A 13,443-nucleotide genomic window follows, 5' to 3' on the forward strand; every position below is an offset into this window, starting at 1 on the left:
GGCTGTGAGTGAACGGCGGGTGGCGCGGTCCGCACCACCCGCCGTCACTTCAGTCAGCCCTTTGGCCCGGAAGGTCAGGCCGTTGGCCGGGTCAGGCCTGCTCGGCCTCGGCGGCCGGAGCGGCCTCGACCTCGGCGGCGGGGGCCTCGACCTCGGCAGCGGCCTCGGCGGCGGGAACCTCGTCGGCCTGCTCGGCGTCGGCGACCTTCTCCGTCTCGGCGGAGGTCTGGACCTCGGCGTCGGCGGCCGGGGCCTCGTCAGCCTTCTTCTCGCCCTCGAGCAGGTCGCGCTCCCACGCGGCCAGCGGCTCGCCGGCGGCCTTGTCACCCTTGGCCTCGGCGGCGACACCGGAGCGGCTGATGAGGCCCTCGGCGACGGCGTCGGCGATCACGCGGGTGAGCAGGGTGACGGAGCGGATCGCGTCGTCGTTGCCCGGGATCTTGTAGTCGACCTCGTCGGGGTCGCAGTTCGTGTCGAGGATGGCGACGACCGGAATGTTGAGCTTCCGGGCCTCACCGACCGCGATGTGCTCCTTCTTGGTGTCCACGATCCAGACGGCGCTGGGAACCTTGGACATCTCGCGGATACCACCGAGGGTCTTCTCCAGCTTGGCCTTCTCGCGCGAGAGCACGAGAAGCTCCTTCTTGGTGAGACCGGACGCGGCGACGTCCTCGAAGTCGATCTGCTCCAGCTCCTTGAGGCGCTGCAGACGCTTGTAGACGGTGGAGAAGTTGGTGAGCATGCCGCCCAGCCAGCGCTGGTTGACGTAGGGCATGCCGACGCGGGTGGCCTGCTCGGCGATGGCCTCCTGCGCCTGCTTCTTCGTGCCGACGAACATGACCGTGCCGCCGTGGGCGACGGTCTCCTTGACGAACTCGTAGGCGCGGTCGATGTACGACAGCGACTGGAGCAGGTCGATGATGTAGATGCCGTTGCGCTCCGTGAAGATGAAGCGCTTCATCTTCGGGTTCCAACGACGGGTCTGGTGACCGAAGTGGACGCCGCTTTCCAGCAGCTCCCGCATCGTGACGACGGCCATGGCCGTTCTCCTTGGTTTTCTCGGTTGTGCCGCGAGCGCCGGGACGGCACTCGCGCCTGACGCCCACATGCGCGTGCCCAGAGGACCGAGGAGCGCTGACACCGGTTTTCGTCTCTCGACGGAGGACCAGATGTCGGGGCGTGCGAAGTCGACCCGGTGACCCGGATCGCCAAAGGAAGTGTACGGGACCCGCGAGGTACCGGGTGACGCCGTTGTCCACAGGCACCGGCCGGTCCACAGGTCCCGGCCATGATCGACACAGGTACGGCACGGTTTGTGCCATGCGAACACGACGACATCCGCGACATCCGCACACGGCACTGGCCTTGGTACTGGCCCTCTTCCTGACCCTGCTGACCTGCGCGGCCCGGGCGGACGACGCCCCTCCCGCACCAGGAGTCCCGCCCCCGCCGGTCCCGGCCATGGCCCGCACCTGGCCCGTCGGTTCCCACCCCTTGGTCCTACGAGGCTGGGAGCCTCCGGCGACGCTCTACGCCCGGGGCCACCGGGGCGTGGACCTGGCGACCCCGGCCGGCGCTCCGGTAAGGGCGGTGGCGGCGGGCCGGGTGTCCTTCGCGGGCCGGGTTGCGGGGAGAGGGGTGGTCTCGGTGGAACTGACGGGGACGGATCTCCGCACGACCTACGAACCGGTGAGCGCGACGGTGAAGAAGGGGGACGAGGTGGAGGCGGGCGGGGTGGTGGGGACGGTGGAGGTCACGGGCTCGCACTGCGCGACTTCGTGCGTGCACTGGGGCTTGCTGAGAGGGGAGGTGTACTTGGACCCGCTGGGGCTGCTGCCGCCGTGGCTGCTGAACAGGGGGCCATCACGCTTGTTGCCGGTGCTGGGAGTGCCCGTTTAGGGACGCGGGGCCGCATCGATCTGCGGCTGCGCCGCGGGGCGCGACCAGCCCCCACCGGCCCGCAGCCGACACTCAACCCTGAACGCCCCGCAACGCCATACTCACCGCGGCCTCAGTAATCACCGAGGGATCCTCCGCAGCCCCCAGCTCAATCCGCCGCACAGCCGCATCGACAACCCCTTGAAGCAGCATCGCGGCCAACCGAGGCTCCCCATGCCCCATCTCCGCCAACGCCTCGACGATCATCGTGACCAGCCCGCCGTGCGCGGCCCGGATCTTCTCCCGCGCCCCGGCGTCCAACTCACTCGCGGAGATGGCAACTACGGCCCGATGCCGCCGGTCCCCGACCAGGGCCAGCTGCTGCCGGACGTACGCCTCGACCTTGCCCTCCGCCGAGTCCGCCCGCTGCATCGCCGCCGACACGTCCGCCGCCCAGACGGGGAAGTCGACCTCACAGAGTTCCTCGACGACGGCGGCCCGCGAGCGGAAGTACTCGTAGACGGACGACCGCGCGAGACCCGTCCGCTCGGCCAGGGCCGGGAAGGTCAGCGCCTCCGTCCCGCCCTCGGACAGCAGGGAACGAGCCGCGTCCAGCAGGGCGGCTCGCTGCATCGACCGGTGCTCGGCCACGGAGGCCGCTCGAATCCTTGGCACGTCAACCACTCTACGGACGGTCCACCCCGGGCGGGAGTGACCGGGGCCATGCAGGCACGATTCTGCGAGGTCTAGAAGACGGTACGGCTCTCGCTCAACGGCCGAAACTGGCCAGCTTGGCGCGCAGTTGCAGCACGGACTTGGTGTGGATCTGGCTGACCCGGCTCTCGGTCACCCCGAGTACATTGCCGATCTCGGCGAGGGTCAGCCCCTCGTAGTAGTACAGCGTGACGACGGTCTTCTCCCGCTCGGGCAAGGTGTTGATCGCCCGCGCCAGGAACCGCCGCAGCTCCCGCCCCTCGGCCACCTCGACCGGGTTGTCGGCGGCGGTGTCCTCCAGGGTGTCCATCAGGCTGAGCCGGTCGCCACCCTCGCCGCCGGCGTGCAGCAGCTCCTCCAGCGCCACCACGTTGGCCAGCGACAACTGGCTGAAGACGGCGTGGAGTTCGTCCACCGCGATGCCCATCTCGGCGGCCACCTCGCCCTCACTCGGGGTGCGCCTGAGCCGCGCCTCCAGCGTGGCGTAGGCCCGCTCCACGTTGCGCGCCTTCTGCCGCACCGAGCGCGGAATCCAGTCGAGCGCGCGCAACTCGTCGATCATCGCGCCCCGGATGCGGGTGATCGCGTACGTCTCGAACTTGATCTCCCGCTCGATGTCGAACTTCTCGATGGCGTCGATCAGTCCGAACACTCCCGACGACACGAAGTCCGCCTGCTCGACGTTGGGCGGCAGCCCGACGCTCACCCGTCCCGCGACGTATTTCACGAGCGGCGAGTAGTGCAGGATCAGCTGCTCGCGCAGCCGCTCGTCGCCCGTCGTCTTGTACGACCGCCACAGCTCGTCGAGCGTCGAGGGAGCGGGCGGCCGGACGCTGCCACCGTCACGGGCGGCTGGGGGGATCGCCGCCCGGTCGGACCCGGAGGTGTGCTGGGGCATTCGTCGCCTTGTGCCGTTCTGCCGTGAAGTGGGGTTGCCTGGGTGAGCTGTCGCAGTGGTGTGGAGTTACCTGTCTGTTTGCCGGTCTGTGCCGGAATCCCCGTGAGCGTAGCGTGACTGGAGTGTCGCGGTGTGCGAAGGGCAGGGCTCGGACCGGCCACGGACGCGTTCGACGGGGTGGCGGAACGGGTCACTCCAGTCGCTCTGTGTGATCACCGGAATGCGCCAACTGCGGGAATTCCCAAGGGTGTCGGGGTTCCCCCGGACGGCCGAACACACTCGGTCAGCGGCGCCCCCGATCCGGCCGGACCGAGATCATCGCCTGGCGTGTCAACTTCCAGCCGTCGCCGTGTCGTTCGACGTAACCAAGTGCTCGGAGTTCGTACAGTCTCGCGACCGCGTCGTCCTCCGTGGTCTGCGCACCGCGGGCGATCTCCCGCACCGCTGCGGCCCTGTTGCCGGGGAGGGCGGCGAGGATGCGGCGGGCGGCCGGTTCCAACAGGTCGCGCGGGAGTACCGGTCCGCGTCGGTCCGGGGCCAGTTCGCCCATGTCGCCGACGAGTTCGACGACTTCGGCGGCGTCGGTGACCAGCACCGCGTCCCCGCGCAGGAGTTCGTGCACACCGGCGGACAGCCCGCTGGTGGCCGGACCGGGCACCCCCATGGTGTGGCGCCCCAGCCGCTGCGCCGCCCGGGCCGTGACGAGCGATCCGCTGCGATACGCGGCCTCGACCACCACGGTGCCCCTGGTGAGCGCGGCGATCACGCGGTTCCGGAGGATGAACCTGCTCGGTGTCGGATGCTCACCGGGCGGCAACTCGCCCACCACGAGCCCCTGTTCGGCGATCCTGCCGATCAACTGGGCGTGGCCGCGCGGGTAGGGCTGGTCCACTCCGCAGGCGAGCACGGCGACGGTGGCACCGCCCGCTCCGAGGGCGCCGCGATGTGCGGCACCGTCGACGCCGTAGGCACCCCCGGACACGACGATCCAGCCGTCCTGGGCGAGGTCGGCGGCGAGGGTGGCCGCCATGTGCGCGCCGTACTCGGTGCAGGCTCGGGCGCCGACGACGGCGACGGACTTGAGCGCCCACACCCGCAGGCTGGGCCGCCCGCGCACCCACAGTCCGACGGGCCGCGCGTCCCCGAGGTCGTCGAGCTGGGCGGGCCACTCGGAGTCGCCGGGGCACACGAATCGCACCCCGGCCTCCTCCGCGACTTCCAGATCCCGCCCCGGCTGGACCGACTCGGCCCGCGTGCACAGCCCGGCCCACCGCTTGTCGGTGACCCCGACGAGCTGCGGCCCCCCGTCCCGCAGCCGCCGGGCCACTTCCACGGCTCCCAGCTCACGAATCCACCGGCCGGCCACCTCGTCGCCGGGTTCGACTACTCGGGCGAGGTAGACGCGGGCGTGGAGTTCGTCGCCCGTGCCGTCGCTCGCGGTCATGCCAGTGCCCCGATGGACATCGTGGCGCCTCGTGAGACACCTGTGCGCAGTTGCAGGGCCAGGAGCACGTCGGTGTCGTCGGGCCGGTCGTGACCCTTGAGGTCCGCGACGGTCCAGGCCACACGCAGCACCCGGTCGATCCCGCGCGCGGTCAGCGCACCCCGTTCCAGACTGCGTTCGGCCTCGTCCATCGCCCCGCGCACGGCGTGCCAGCGGCTGCGCAGTTCACGGCCGGGCACCTCGCTGTTGGTGCGCCACGGAGTGTCCGCGAGGCGTGCCGCCGTCCGCTCCCTGGCCGCCCGCACCCGGTCCGCGACCGTCGCGGTGGTCTCTCCTCGCGCGCCGCACACGGAGAGCTGCTCCCGCGTGACGCGGTCCACCGTGACCCGCAGGTCCACCCGGTCGAGCAGTGGGCCGGAGATCCGGGCCTGGTAGCGGCGGATCGACGTGGACGGGCAGTCGCAGAGGTCGTCCTTCAGGGAGTAGCGGCCACAGGGACACGGATTGGCCGCGAGCACCATCTGGAACCTCGCCGGGAACCGCACCACACCCGCACTGCGGGCGATGACGATGTGCCCCGACTCCAGTGGCTGCCGCAGCGCGTCGAGGGCCTGGCCGCTGAACTCCGGAGTCTCGTCGAGGAAGAGAATTCCCCGGTGCGAAAGGGAGACGGCTCCTGGCCTCGTCATCTGGGATCCGCCCCCGACGAGAGCCTGCATCGTGGCCGAGTGGTGCGGGGCGCAGTAGGGGGCGACATCGATCAGGGGTTTCCCCGGAGGCAGCAGACCCGCCACCGAGTGGACCGCCGTGACCTCCAGCGAGTCCTGCCTGCCGAGCCGGGGCAGGATCCCGGGCAACCGCTCCGCCAGCATCGTCTTGCCCGCACCCGGCGGCCCTTCGAGGAAGAGGTGATGTCCGCCGGCCGCGGAGATCTCCACCGCTGCGCGTGCCGCGTCCTGTCCGACGACATCGGCGAGGTCATGACCGGGATCGTGATGCGCCGCTCCCACGCTGTGCATCCCCGTGGCCGCCCCGGTGCCCGGCACCCGCAGGCCGGCGAGGAGCGGATCAGGCCGGCCCACCAGGTCGTCGGGTTCCTCGTCGGGGACGGGCTCGTCCGCGAGTACGGCGATCAGTTGCCGCAGGCTGCGGACGCCGAGCACGGACACCCCGGGCACGAGGGACGCCTCGGCGGCGGCGCACTCCGGCACCACCACCTGCTCGTAACCCGCGTCCGCCGCCGCCAGCACTGCCGGGAGGATCCCCCGGACCGGGCGGACCCTCCCGTCGAGGCCCAGCTCGCCGATCATCACGATGTCGGCGAGCACCCGGGGATCGATCCGTTCGGCCGCTCCGAGTACCGCGGCGGCGACCGCCAGGTCGAAGCCGCTGCCGCTCTTGGGTACGGACGCCGGGCTCAGACCCACCGTCAGTTTCTTCTGCGGCCAGGCGGCGCCCGAGTTGACGACCGCGGCGCGCACGCGGTCCTTGCTCTCCGTCAGGCTCTTGTCGGGCAGTCCCACCAGCGTGAACGCGGCGACGCCCGGTTCGAGGTCGGCCTGGACCTCGACCACCACGCCCTCGACGCCCACCAGCGCCACCGAACACGTACGAGCGAAGCCCATCTCAGGCCACCCCCCGTGCGTGCTCGACCACGGGCCCGCCGCGCCGGGGCACGATGACGCCCACCAGGTCGATACGGACCCCTCCCGGCGGGGCCCCGCCGTGCGCGTGGATCCATCGCGCGGCGAGGCCGCGCAGGCGCTCCGCCTTCCCGGGGGTCACCGCGGCCATCGGGTGCTCGAAGGCACCGGCCCGCCGTGTCTTGACCTCGCAGACGACCAGGACGTCGCCGTCCCGCGCCACGATGTCGATCTCGCCGGTCCTGCCACAGCGCCAGTTGCGCTCCAGGACCGTCATACCGGCCGCGACCAGCCGTCGTGCGGCCAGCGTCTCGCCGTACTCGCCGAGTGCACTGCGTGCGTTCATGTCGGCATCACCTCCGCGCCAACCGTCACGCAGAACGGCCCACCGAGTGGATCTTGGTGGACCGTTCAGTGCTTGTGGAGAACTCCGTCACCCACACGAGCGACGGGTGCTCCGCGAAGAGCCGCGGTCAGCCGCCCGGCAGCTCCAGATCGCTCTTGTTCAGCTCCTCGATGTTCACGTCCTTGAATGTGAGCACCCTGACCTGCTTGACGAAGCGAGCCGGTCGATACATGTCCCACACCCAGGCGTCCGCCATGGACACCTCGAAGAAAACCTCGCCCTGGACCGAGTGCACCTGCATCTCGTAGTCGTTGGTGAGGTAGAAGCGCCGTTCGGTCTCGATCACGTATTTGAACAGACCGACGACATCGCGGTACTCCCGGTAGAGCTTCAGCTCCATCTCGGTCTCGTACTTTTCGAGGTCCTCGGCGCTCATGGCATGTTCCCCTTCAGCCGTGCGATCCCACCATTGTGCGCCAGTCCCGTGCGTCCCTAGACGATTTCCGTGTCAAGGGTCACCGGCCCGGCCGGGGGCCCTTCGTCGATCAGCCTGCGGAGCAGCTCGGCGAGTCTGGTCGGATACACCGTCTCATGCGCCCGCTCCAGTTCCCGGCACGTCCACCAACGTGCTCCGGAGACACTGCGCCGCTCCAGCTCGGTGAGGGCCGTGGCGCCGGGCACCCCGTCGGCCGTAGCGGCCGTCCTGGCCAGGTAGTACCACTCGTCCTGGTCCCAGCGGCGGCCCGCGAACGGGAAGGAGCACGTCCGGGTCCACAGCACCGGGCCGAGCTCCACCCGGGTGATCCCGGTCTCCTCCGCGAGTTCCCGCAGGGCGGCCTCCTCGTGGGTCTCGTCGCCCTCCAGGCCGCCGCCGGGCGTGAACCACCAGTCGTCGGCCGGATCGTCCGGCTCGTGGCCGTGCAGCAGCAGGATGCGGTCCTGCGGGTCGAGGAGGACCACCCGGGCGACCTTGCGCAGCCCGCCCTCGTACGAGTCGCCGTAGGCGCCCTCCTCGGTGGCCTCAGCGGGCACCGGCGGGCTCCGTACGGGTCCGGGTGCGACGGCCGGCCAGCAGCTTGGCGACGGGACCGTAGGCGCCGCCGCCGAGGACGAGCACCGCGCCCGCCACGATCATGGCGACGATCGCGTTCAGCGGGCCGGGCTGGGAGAGGCCGCCGAGTTCCTCGAAGCCGGTGGGGCGTTCCAGCATGCCCTTCATGGGCCATACGACGGCGTCCACGCGGGCGTTCACGGCGCTGCTCGCGACGGTGCCGCTGGCGACGTCCGTGAGGTGGGCGCTGGAGTCCAGGGAGCCCTGGCGTTCGTCGCCGAGGAGGAACAGGCGGCCCTTGGGGACCTTCACCGTCGGGATCGTCTTGTCCTCGACCGCGCCGCCCTTGAGGTAGCCCTCGTCGATCTGCTTGCCGTTGACGACCAGCTTGCCGTTCGTGCAGCAGGAGACGGTGTCCCCGCCGACGGCGACAACGCGCTTGACCACGGGCGCGTTCGTCACCCAGGTCTTGTCGGTGAAGACGACGACGTCGCCCCGGCGCACCTCGCTTCCGTCGATGCGCTGCGCCAGCACCCGGTCACCCATGTCGATGGTCGGCGTCATGGAGCTGGTGGGCACCGTGTACGGCCGGTAGACCACCGCTCCCCAGCCGAATCCCCCGAGGAACAGCACAAGGCCCAGTGCGACGGCCAGTCCGGACAACCGCTGTCCGGTCCGGCTGCCCACCGGGCCCTTGCCTGTGCCGCCGCTGGTACGCGGGGCCGTACGTGTTGCGCTCTCGCCACCCATGGGTCCGCACCCTACCCGGCGGTACCGAGGGTGGTCAGCCCTTCCTCCGGGACCAAGGTCACAAGCTCTACAAGGCCTTTACCAGGACTTGGCGGACCGCCTGCGGCGCCACAGGGCCAGCGGGAGCACGCCGACGAGGGCGAGGCCCTCCGGTGCGGCCGTCAGCAGACGCGAGGCCGAGGCCCGGGTGTTGATGCCGGCCTGGTCGAAGGTGTCCGGGATCGGCAGCGTGCCCCAGCGGTTGATGGGCCAGGCCTTGACGATCGCGCGGCCGACGACCTCCTTCACCGGGACCATGCCGTGGTGCTTGTCGGACTGGTTGTAGCGCGAGTCCCGCGAGTTCTGCCGGTGGTCGCCCATCACCCAGATGTCACCCTTGGGGACCTTGACGGTGAACTGACCGCCCTGGTCGTCGTTGGTGCACGGGGTGTTGCCCGGGTAGACGTACGGCTCGTTCAGCGCCTTGCCGTTGACCATCAGCGGGCCGGTGCCGCTGCAGGAGACCGTGTCGCCGCCGACGCCGATGACCCGCTTGATCAGGTCCTTCTCCTGGGCGGACGGCATCAGGCCGATCCAGCTCAGCACCGTCTGCAGGGCGTTGGGGTTGGCCGTCGGCTCGCCCGCCAGCCAGTCGTCCGGGTCGTGGAAGACGACGACCTCACCGCGCTCGGGCTCGGAGCCGAACCACGGGGTCAGCTTGTCGACCAGGACCCGGTCACCCTGCTGGAGGGTGTTCTGCATCGAGTCGGAGGGGATCGAGAACGCCTGCACCAGGAACGTCTTGATCAGCAGCGCCAGGACGAGCGCGATGACGACGAGGATCGGCAGCTCCTTCCAGAAGGAACGCTGCTTCTTCGCCTGGGAGGGCGAGTCGCCCGACCCCACCACCTCGGTCCGGGCCGCGTCGCCCGGCGCCGTACCGTCCTCGTCCGCTCCGGCGTCACTCCCGGAGGTCACGGCGCTGTCCGCGGCCGGGACGGGTGCTTCCACGGGATGTCCCTGGTGCTCCTCGCCGTCGTGTCCGGACCGTGCGCCAACCGCCACATCCCCCACGCCAACTCCTCACTCTGTGCCGCCGCCTGCCCCATCCTCGGCGCAGGCCCACCACTCCCATAACGAGCGGGAGTTCCGCAGGGCTCGGGAGTTGGACCGATCCGTTCGGATCGACCGGGGCAACCCTATGCGACAGTTCGGGACCGGCGGTCGTCCCCGACACGGAGTTGGAAACCGATGCGAAGGTTTTAGGTTCGTTCAGGCTGGTCCAGTGGCCCATCGGCCAGGCGATCACCTTGGCCCGCCCCACCACCGAGGAGAGCGCGACCGTGCCGCCGTAACTGGTGTTCTGGTGGGCCCTGGAGTCCGCCGAGTTGCCGCGGTGGTCGCCCATCACCCACAGCCGGCCCTTGGGGACGGTGATGTCGAACGGCGTCTCGGAGGGTGCGTTCCCGGGATACAGGTAGTCGGCCTCGGTCAGGGGAACCCCGTTGACGGTCACCCGCCCTTCCGAGTCGCAGCACTTGACGTGGTCGCCGCCGACACCGATGACCCGCTTGATGAGGTCCTTCTCGTTGTCGGACGGCAGCAGGCCGATGAACTGGAGGCCTTCCTTGACCTGCTTGACCACCACGGGGTCGTTCTTCTTGGTGGTCTGCTCGTCAGCGAGCCAGCCGCCCGGGTCGTGGAAGACGACGACGTCCCCGCGCTTGGGCTCGGAGCCGAACCACGGGGTGAACTTGTCGACCAGGACCCGGTCCCCGATGCGGATCGTCTGCTCCATGGAGCCCGACGGGATCACGAACGCCTGGACGAGGAAGGTCTTGAGGACAAGGGCTATGAGGACGGCCACGCCCACCAGGAGAGGTATCTCCCGGACCGCGCCGCGCCTGCGCCGCCGCTTGACCTTGCGCTGGAGCTTGCGCCGCTCGGCCCGGCTGCGGCCGGCGCCTCCCGCCGGGGCGAGCACGCCCGCCCGCCGGAAGCCGGTGGGCAGCAGGTTCTCGTTCCCGAAGTTGCCGCCCGGCGCCGCGCCGCGCGGTTTGCCGCGGTTACCCATGGGCGCCGTCCGCGGCGGGTAGGCGCGCGTAGGCGCCGGGTCGGACGAGGCGGGTCCAGTGCCCGGCGGGCCAGATGACCCAATCGGCTCGTCCGATGACGTCACCAACGGGAATCATGCCTCCGCCCGGGTCGCCCAGGTGATCCCGGGAGTCGCTTGAGTCGCTGCGGTGGTCACCGAGGACGAAGAGGGTGCCGGAGGGCACCACGACGTCGAACGGCACGCTGGACGGAGTGTCCCCGGGGTACAGGAACGCCGTCTCGTCGACCGACCGCCCGTTCACCTGGAGTCTCCCCTCCTTGTCGCAGCAGACCACGTGGTCACCCCCCACACCCACAACGCGCTTGATGTAGTCGGCGTCCCCGAAATAGCCGGTGCCGTCGAACACAACGATGTCCCCGCGCCGCGGATGGGCACCGAAACGGTACGCCAACTTATTTACGAGAACGCGGTCGCCGATCCTCAATGCGGATTCCATGGATCCGCTGGGAATCTGGAAAGGCTGGACCAAGAAGGTGTTGAGCAGCAGCAGAAACACCAGGCAGACCAGGGCGGTCAGGGTGATCCGGCCGCCGGGCAGCCACTCGACGGCACGCGACAGCAACGCGAAACGCGACCGTTCCTCCGGTCCTTCTGTGTCCGGGCTGTGCTCGGAGTCGGAAGGGCGGGAGGAGCGGTCGCGCTCCGTCGGCTGTGCTTCGGTGTCCATCGGGGCCAGATGCTATCCGGCCCCGATATGAACCCCGTAGGAGCGACTAGTTGTCGCGCTTCTCCTTGATCTTCGCGGCCTTGCCGCGCAGGTCACGGAGGTAGTACAGCTTCGCGCGACGGACGTCACCACGGGTCACGAGCTCGATCTTCTCGACGATCGGGGTGTGCACCGGGAAGGTGCGCTCCACGCCGACGGAGAACGAGACCTTGCGGACCGTGAAGGTCTCGCGGACACCGGAGCCCTGGCGACGGATGACTACGCCCTTGAACTGCTGCACACGGGAGCGGTTGCCCTCGATGACGCGCACGTGGACGTTGACGGTGTCACCCGGGCGGAAGGCCGGGATGTCGGTGCGCAGCGAGGCGCCGTCGACGATGTCGAGCAGGTGGGACATTTCGTCTGCTTTCTTCATCGATGCCACAGGTCACCGACGGGAGATAGGTGAAGTGAAGGATGTTGTCCGTGTCGGGGCGGGCGTCGTGTCCCCCTGTGGCAGGGGCGCACGCCGGACGACGCACAACAGCGACCTATTCTTCCACGCCGTCCGGCCTGCGCCAAAATCGGCCGTACGGCTCCCCCGCCGGGTCCGGGGCCCAGCCCAGGATCGAGAGCATCTCGCGGTCTTTCTTGTCGAAGGCCTTGGGCTCGCAGCGCTCGATCAGGTCGGGCCGGTGGGCGGCCGTGCGCTTCAGCGCCTCGTCGCGGCGCCAGCGGGCGATCTTGCCGTGGTGGCCGCTGAGCAGCACGTCCGGGATCTCCCGGCCGCGCCAGGCGGGCGGTTTGGTGTAGATCGGCCCCTCCAGGAGGTTGGCCATCGCCCCGGGCGCGAAGGAGTCGTCGCGGTGCGACTCGGCGTTGCCCAGGACACCCGGCAGCAGCCGCGCCACGGCCTCCGTGACGACCAGGACGGCCGCCTCGCCGCCGGCGAGCACGTAGTCGCCGATGGACACCTCGTAGACGGGCATCCGGGTCGCGTACTCGTCGATGACCCGCCGGTCGATGCCTTCGTAGCGGGCGGGTGTGAAGATCAGCCAGGGGCGCTCGGACAGCTCCACCGCGAGTTCCTGGGTGAAGGGCCTGCCGCTGGGCGTGGGCACGATGAGGGCGGGCGCGCCGGAGCCCGTCTCGTAGCCGTCGGCCAGCACGGAGTCCAGGGCGTCGCCCCAGGGCTCGGTCTTCATGACCATGCCGGGGCCGCCGCCGTAGGGGGTGTCGTCGACCGTGTTGTGGCGGTCGTACGTCCAGGAGCGCAGATCATGCACGTGCACATTCAGCTGTCCACGCGCGCGTGCCTTGCCGACGAGGGAGACGTTCAGCGGTTCGAGGTACTCGGGGAAGATCGTGACGACGTCGAGCCGCATTACGCCTCCTCCTCCTTGGAGGACACGATCTCCGCCTGGTCGTCGATCAGCCCGGGCGGCGGGTCGATGACCGCGCGCTGCTCCTCCAGGTCGATCTCCAGGACGATCGACTCGACGAACGGGATCATCACCTCGCTGCCGTCGGGGCGCTCGACGATGAAGAGGTCCTGGGAGGGCAGGTGCGAGATCTCGGTGATCCGGCCGACCTCGGTGCCGTCCTTGGTGACGACGTCCAGGTCCATCAGCTGGTGGTCGTAGTACTCGTCCTCTTCCTCCGGCAGCTCCTCCGGGTCGACCTCGGCGATCAGGAGGGTGTTGCGCAGGGCCTCGGCGCCGGTGCGGTCGCTCACGCCCTCGAAGCGCAGCAGGAGCCGGCCGCTGTGGACCCGGCCGGTCTCGATGGTCAGGGGACCGGTGGAGGCGGGTTCGGTGGCCAGGACGGCTCCGGGGGCGAGCCTGAGTTCCGGCTCGTCGGTGCGTACCTCGACGGTGACCTCGCCCTTGATGCCGTGGGCGCGGCCGATGCGAGCGACTACCAGCTGCACTGTGCTTGCTCTCCTGTAGTACGACGAGTACGACGACTGGTACGAGGA

At 70.0% G+C, this 13,443-nt stretch carries 16 protein-coding genes; 1 reads left to right on the forward strand and 15 read right to left on the reverse strand.

The features are described from left to right. Positions 1–91: 91 nt before the first annotated feature. Positions 92–1,039, reverse strand: coding sequence for a 30S ribosomal protein S2 (gene rpsB / locus ACFXC1_RS20340; RefSeq protein ID WP_381244517.1), 948 nt, complete (start codon positions 1,037–1,039; stop codon positions 92–94). A gap of 281 nt (positions 1,040–1,320) precedes the next feature. On the opposite strand from rpsB, the gene ACFXC1_RS20345 reads away from it, so the two are divergent. Continuing rightward, positions 1,321–1,899 carry a murein hydrolase activator EnvC family protein gene (locus ACFXC1_RS20345; RefSeq protein ID WP_381244519.1) on the forward strand — a complete coding sequence of 193 codons (579 nt, stop codon included), beginning with the start codon at positions 1,321–1,323 and terminating at the stop codon, positions 1,897–1,899. Between the two features lie 72 nt (positions 1,900–1,971). Here ACFXC1_RS20345 and ACFXC1_RS20350 read toward each other — a convergent pair whose 3' ends face one another. The 14 genes from ACFXC1_RS20350 to rimM all read right to left on the reverse strand — a co-directional run bounded on the left by ACFXC1_RS20350 (position 1,972) and on the right by rimM (position 13,395). Further along, a complete protein-coding gene (locus ACFXC1_RS20350; RefSeq protein WP_381244950.1) occupies positions 1,972–2,529 on the reverse strand; it encodes a TetR/AcrR family transcriptional regulator in 558 nt (185 codons plus the stop codon). A 118-nt stretch (positions 2,530–2,647) separates the two neighbouring features. Continuing rightward, positions 2,648–3,490 carry an RNA polymerase sigma factor WhiG gene (whiG, locus tag ACFXC1_RS20355; RefSeq protein WP_019068776.1) on the reverse strand — a complete coding sequence of 281 codons (843 nt, stop codon included), beginning with the start codon at positions 3,488–3,490 and terminating at the stop codon, positions 2,648–2,650. A 283-nt stretch (positions 3,491–3,773) separates the two neighbouring features. Beyond that, positions 3,774–4,934, reverse strand: coding sequence for a DNA-processing protein DprA (dprA, locus tag ACFXC1_RS20360; protein WP_381244521.1), 1,161 nt, complete (start codon positions 4,932–4,934; stop codon positions 3,774–3,776). Next, positions 4,931–6,559, reverse strand: a complete 1,629-nt coding sequence (locus ACFXC1_RS20365; protein WP_381244523.1) for a YifB family Mg chelatase-like AAA ATPase — start codon at positions 6,557–6,559, stop codon at positions 4,931–4,933. Before ACFXC1_RS20365 ends, dprA begins: the two co-directional genes overlap by 4 nt. A gap of 1 nt (position 6,560) precedes the next feature. Next, on the reverse strand, positions 6,561–6,923 hold the full coding sequence (locus tag ACFXC1_RS20370) for a YraN family protein (protein ID WP_381244525.1): 363 nt from the start codon (positions 6,921–6,923) through the stop codon (positions 6,561–6,563). Positions 6,924–7,050: 127 nt separating this feature from the next. Continuing rightward, positions 7,051–7,359, reverse strand: coding sequence for a DUF2469 domain-containing protein (locus tag ACFXC1_RS20375; RefSeq protein WP_003965949.1), 309 nt, complete (start codon positions 7,357–7,359; stop codon positions 7,051–7,053). A 56-nt stretch (positions 7,360–7,415) separates the two neighbouring features. Continuing rightward, a complete protein-coding gene (locus tag ACFXC1_RS20380) occupies positions 7,416–7,955 on the reverse strand; it encodes an NUDIX hydrolase (protein ID WP_381244527.1) in 540 nt (179 codons plus the stop codon). Further along, on the reverse strand, positions 7,945–8,724 hold the full coding sequence (gene lepB / locus ACFXC1_RS20385) for a signal peptidase I (RefSeq protein ID WP_381244529.1): 780 nt from the start codon (positions 8,722–8,724) through the stop codon (positions 7,945–7,947). The genes ACFXC1_RS20380 and lepB (ACFXC1_RS20385) overlap by 11 nt, the downstream gene beginning before the upstream one ends. Positions 8,725–8,802: 78 nt before the next feature. After that, complete coding sequence (gene lepB / locus ACFXC1_RS20390; RefSeq protein WP_381244530.1) at positions 8,803–9,777, reverse strand: signal peptidase I; 975 nt, start codon at positions 9,775–9,777, stop codon at positions 8,803–8,805. Then, positions 9,665–10,777 carry a signal peptidase I gene (gene lepB, locus ACFXC1_RS20395; RefSeq protein ID WP_381244532.1) on the reverse strand — a complete coding sequence of 371 codons (1,113 nt, stop codon included), beginning with the start codon at positions 10,775–10,777 and terminating at the stop codon, positions 9,665–9,667. Before lepB (ACFXC1_RS20395) ends, lepB (ACFXC1_RS20390) begins: the two co-directional genes overlap by 113 nt. Then, the gene (gene lepB, locus ACFXC1_RS20400; protein ID WP_381244534.1) at positions 10,770–11,486 is read right to left on the reverse strand and encodes a signal peptidase I; all 717 of its coding nucleotides are present in this window, start codon (positions 11,484–11,486) and stop codon (positions 10,770–10,772) included. Before lepB (ACFXC1_RS20400) ends, lepB (ACFXC1_RS20395) begins: the two co-directional genes overlap by 8 nt. A 46-nt stretch (positions 11,487–11,532) precedes the next feature. Continuing rightward, positions 11,533–11,883 carry a 50S ribosomal protein L19 gene (rplS, locus tag ACFXC1_RS20405; RefSeq protein ID WP_019068767.1) on the reverse strand — a complete coding sequence of 117 codons (351 nt, stop codon included), beginning with the start codon at positions 11,881–11,883 and terminating at the stop codon, positions 11,533–11,535. A 133-nt stretch (positions 11,884–12,016) separates the two neighbouring features. Then, on the reverse strand, positions 12,017–12,850 hold the full coding sequence (gene trmD, locus ACFXC1_RS20410) for a tRNA (guanosine(37)-N1)-methyltransferase TrmD (protein WP_381244536.1): 834 nt from the start codon (positions 12,848–12,850) through the stop codon (positions 12,017–12,019). Next, on the reverse strand, positions 12,850–13,395 hold the full coding sequence (gene rimM, locus ACFXC1_RS20415) for a ribosome maturation factor RimM (protein WP_381244538.1): 546 nt from the start codon (positions 13,393–13,395) through the stop codon (positions 12,850–12,852). The genes trmD and rimM overlap by 1 nt, the downstream gene beginning before the upstream one ends. Positions 13,396–13,443 lie beyond the last annotated feature (48 nt).

It is taken from the genome of Streptomyces hokutonensis, from assembly GCF_042751305.1.
Taxonomy (GTDB): domain Bacteria; phylum Actinomycetota; class Actinomycetes; order Streptomycetales; family Streptomycetaceae; genus Streptomyces; species Streptomyces hokutonensis_A.

What these genes read in the sequence shown, in the direction of transcription:
- rpsB (WP_381244517.1), bottom strand. Translation starts at nt 1,039, where the DNA reads ATGGCCGTCGTCACGATGCGGGAGCTGCTGGAAAGCGGCGTCCACTTC.
- ACFXC1_RS20345 (WP_381244519.1), top strand. Translation starts at nt 1,321, where the DNA reads ATGCGAACACGACGACATCCGCGACATCCGCACACGGCACTGGCCTTG.
- whiG (WP_019068776.1), bottom strand. Translation starts at nt 3,490, where the DNA reads ATGCCCCAGCACACCTCCGGGTCCGACCGGGCGGCGATCCCCCCAGCC.
- dprA (WP_381244521.1), bottom strand. Translation starts at nt 4,934, where the DNA reads ATGACCGCGAGCGACGGCACGGGCGACGAACTCCACGCCCGCGTCTAC.
- ACFXC1_RS20365 (WP_381244523.1), bottom strand. Translation starts at nt 6,559, where the DNA reads ATGGGCTTCGCTCGTACGTGTTCGGTGGCGCTGGTGGGCGTCGAGGGC.
- ACFXC1_RS20370 (WP_381244525.1), bottom strand. Translation starts at nt 6,923, where the DNA reads ATGAACGCACGCAGTGCACTCGGCGAGTACGGCGAGACGCTGGCCGCA.
- ACFXC1_RS20375 (WP_003965949.1), bottom strand. Translation starts at nt 7,359, where the DNA reads ATGAGCGCCGAGGACCTCGAAAAGTACGAGACCGAGATGGAGCTGAAG.
- lepB (WP_381244529.1), bottom strand. Translation starts at nt 8,724, where the DNA reads ATGGGTGGCGAGAGCGCAACACGTACGGCCCCGCGTACCAGCGGCGGC.
- lepB (WP_381244532.1), bottom strand. Translation starts at nt 10,777, where the DNA reads ATGGGTAACCGCGGCAAACCGCGCGGCGCGGCGCCGGGCGGCAACTTC.
- lepB (WP_381244534.1), bottom strand. Translation starts at nt 11,486, where the DNA reads ATGGACACCGAAGCACAGCCGACGGAGCGCGACCGCTCCTCCCGCCCT.
- rplS (WP_019068767.1), bottom strand. Translation starts at nt 11,883, where the DNA reads ATGTCCCACCTGCTCGACATCGTCGACGGCGCCTCGCTGCGCACCGAC.
- trmD (WP_381244536.1), bottom strand. Translation starts at nt 12,850, where the DNA reads ATGCGGCTCGACGTCGTCACGATCTTCCCCGAGTACCTCGAACCGCTG.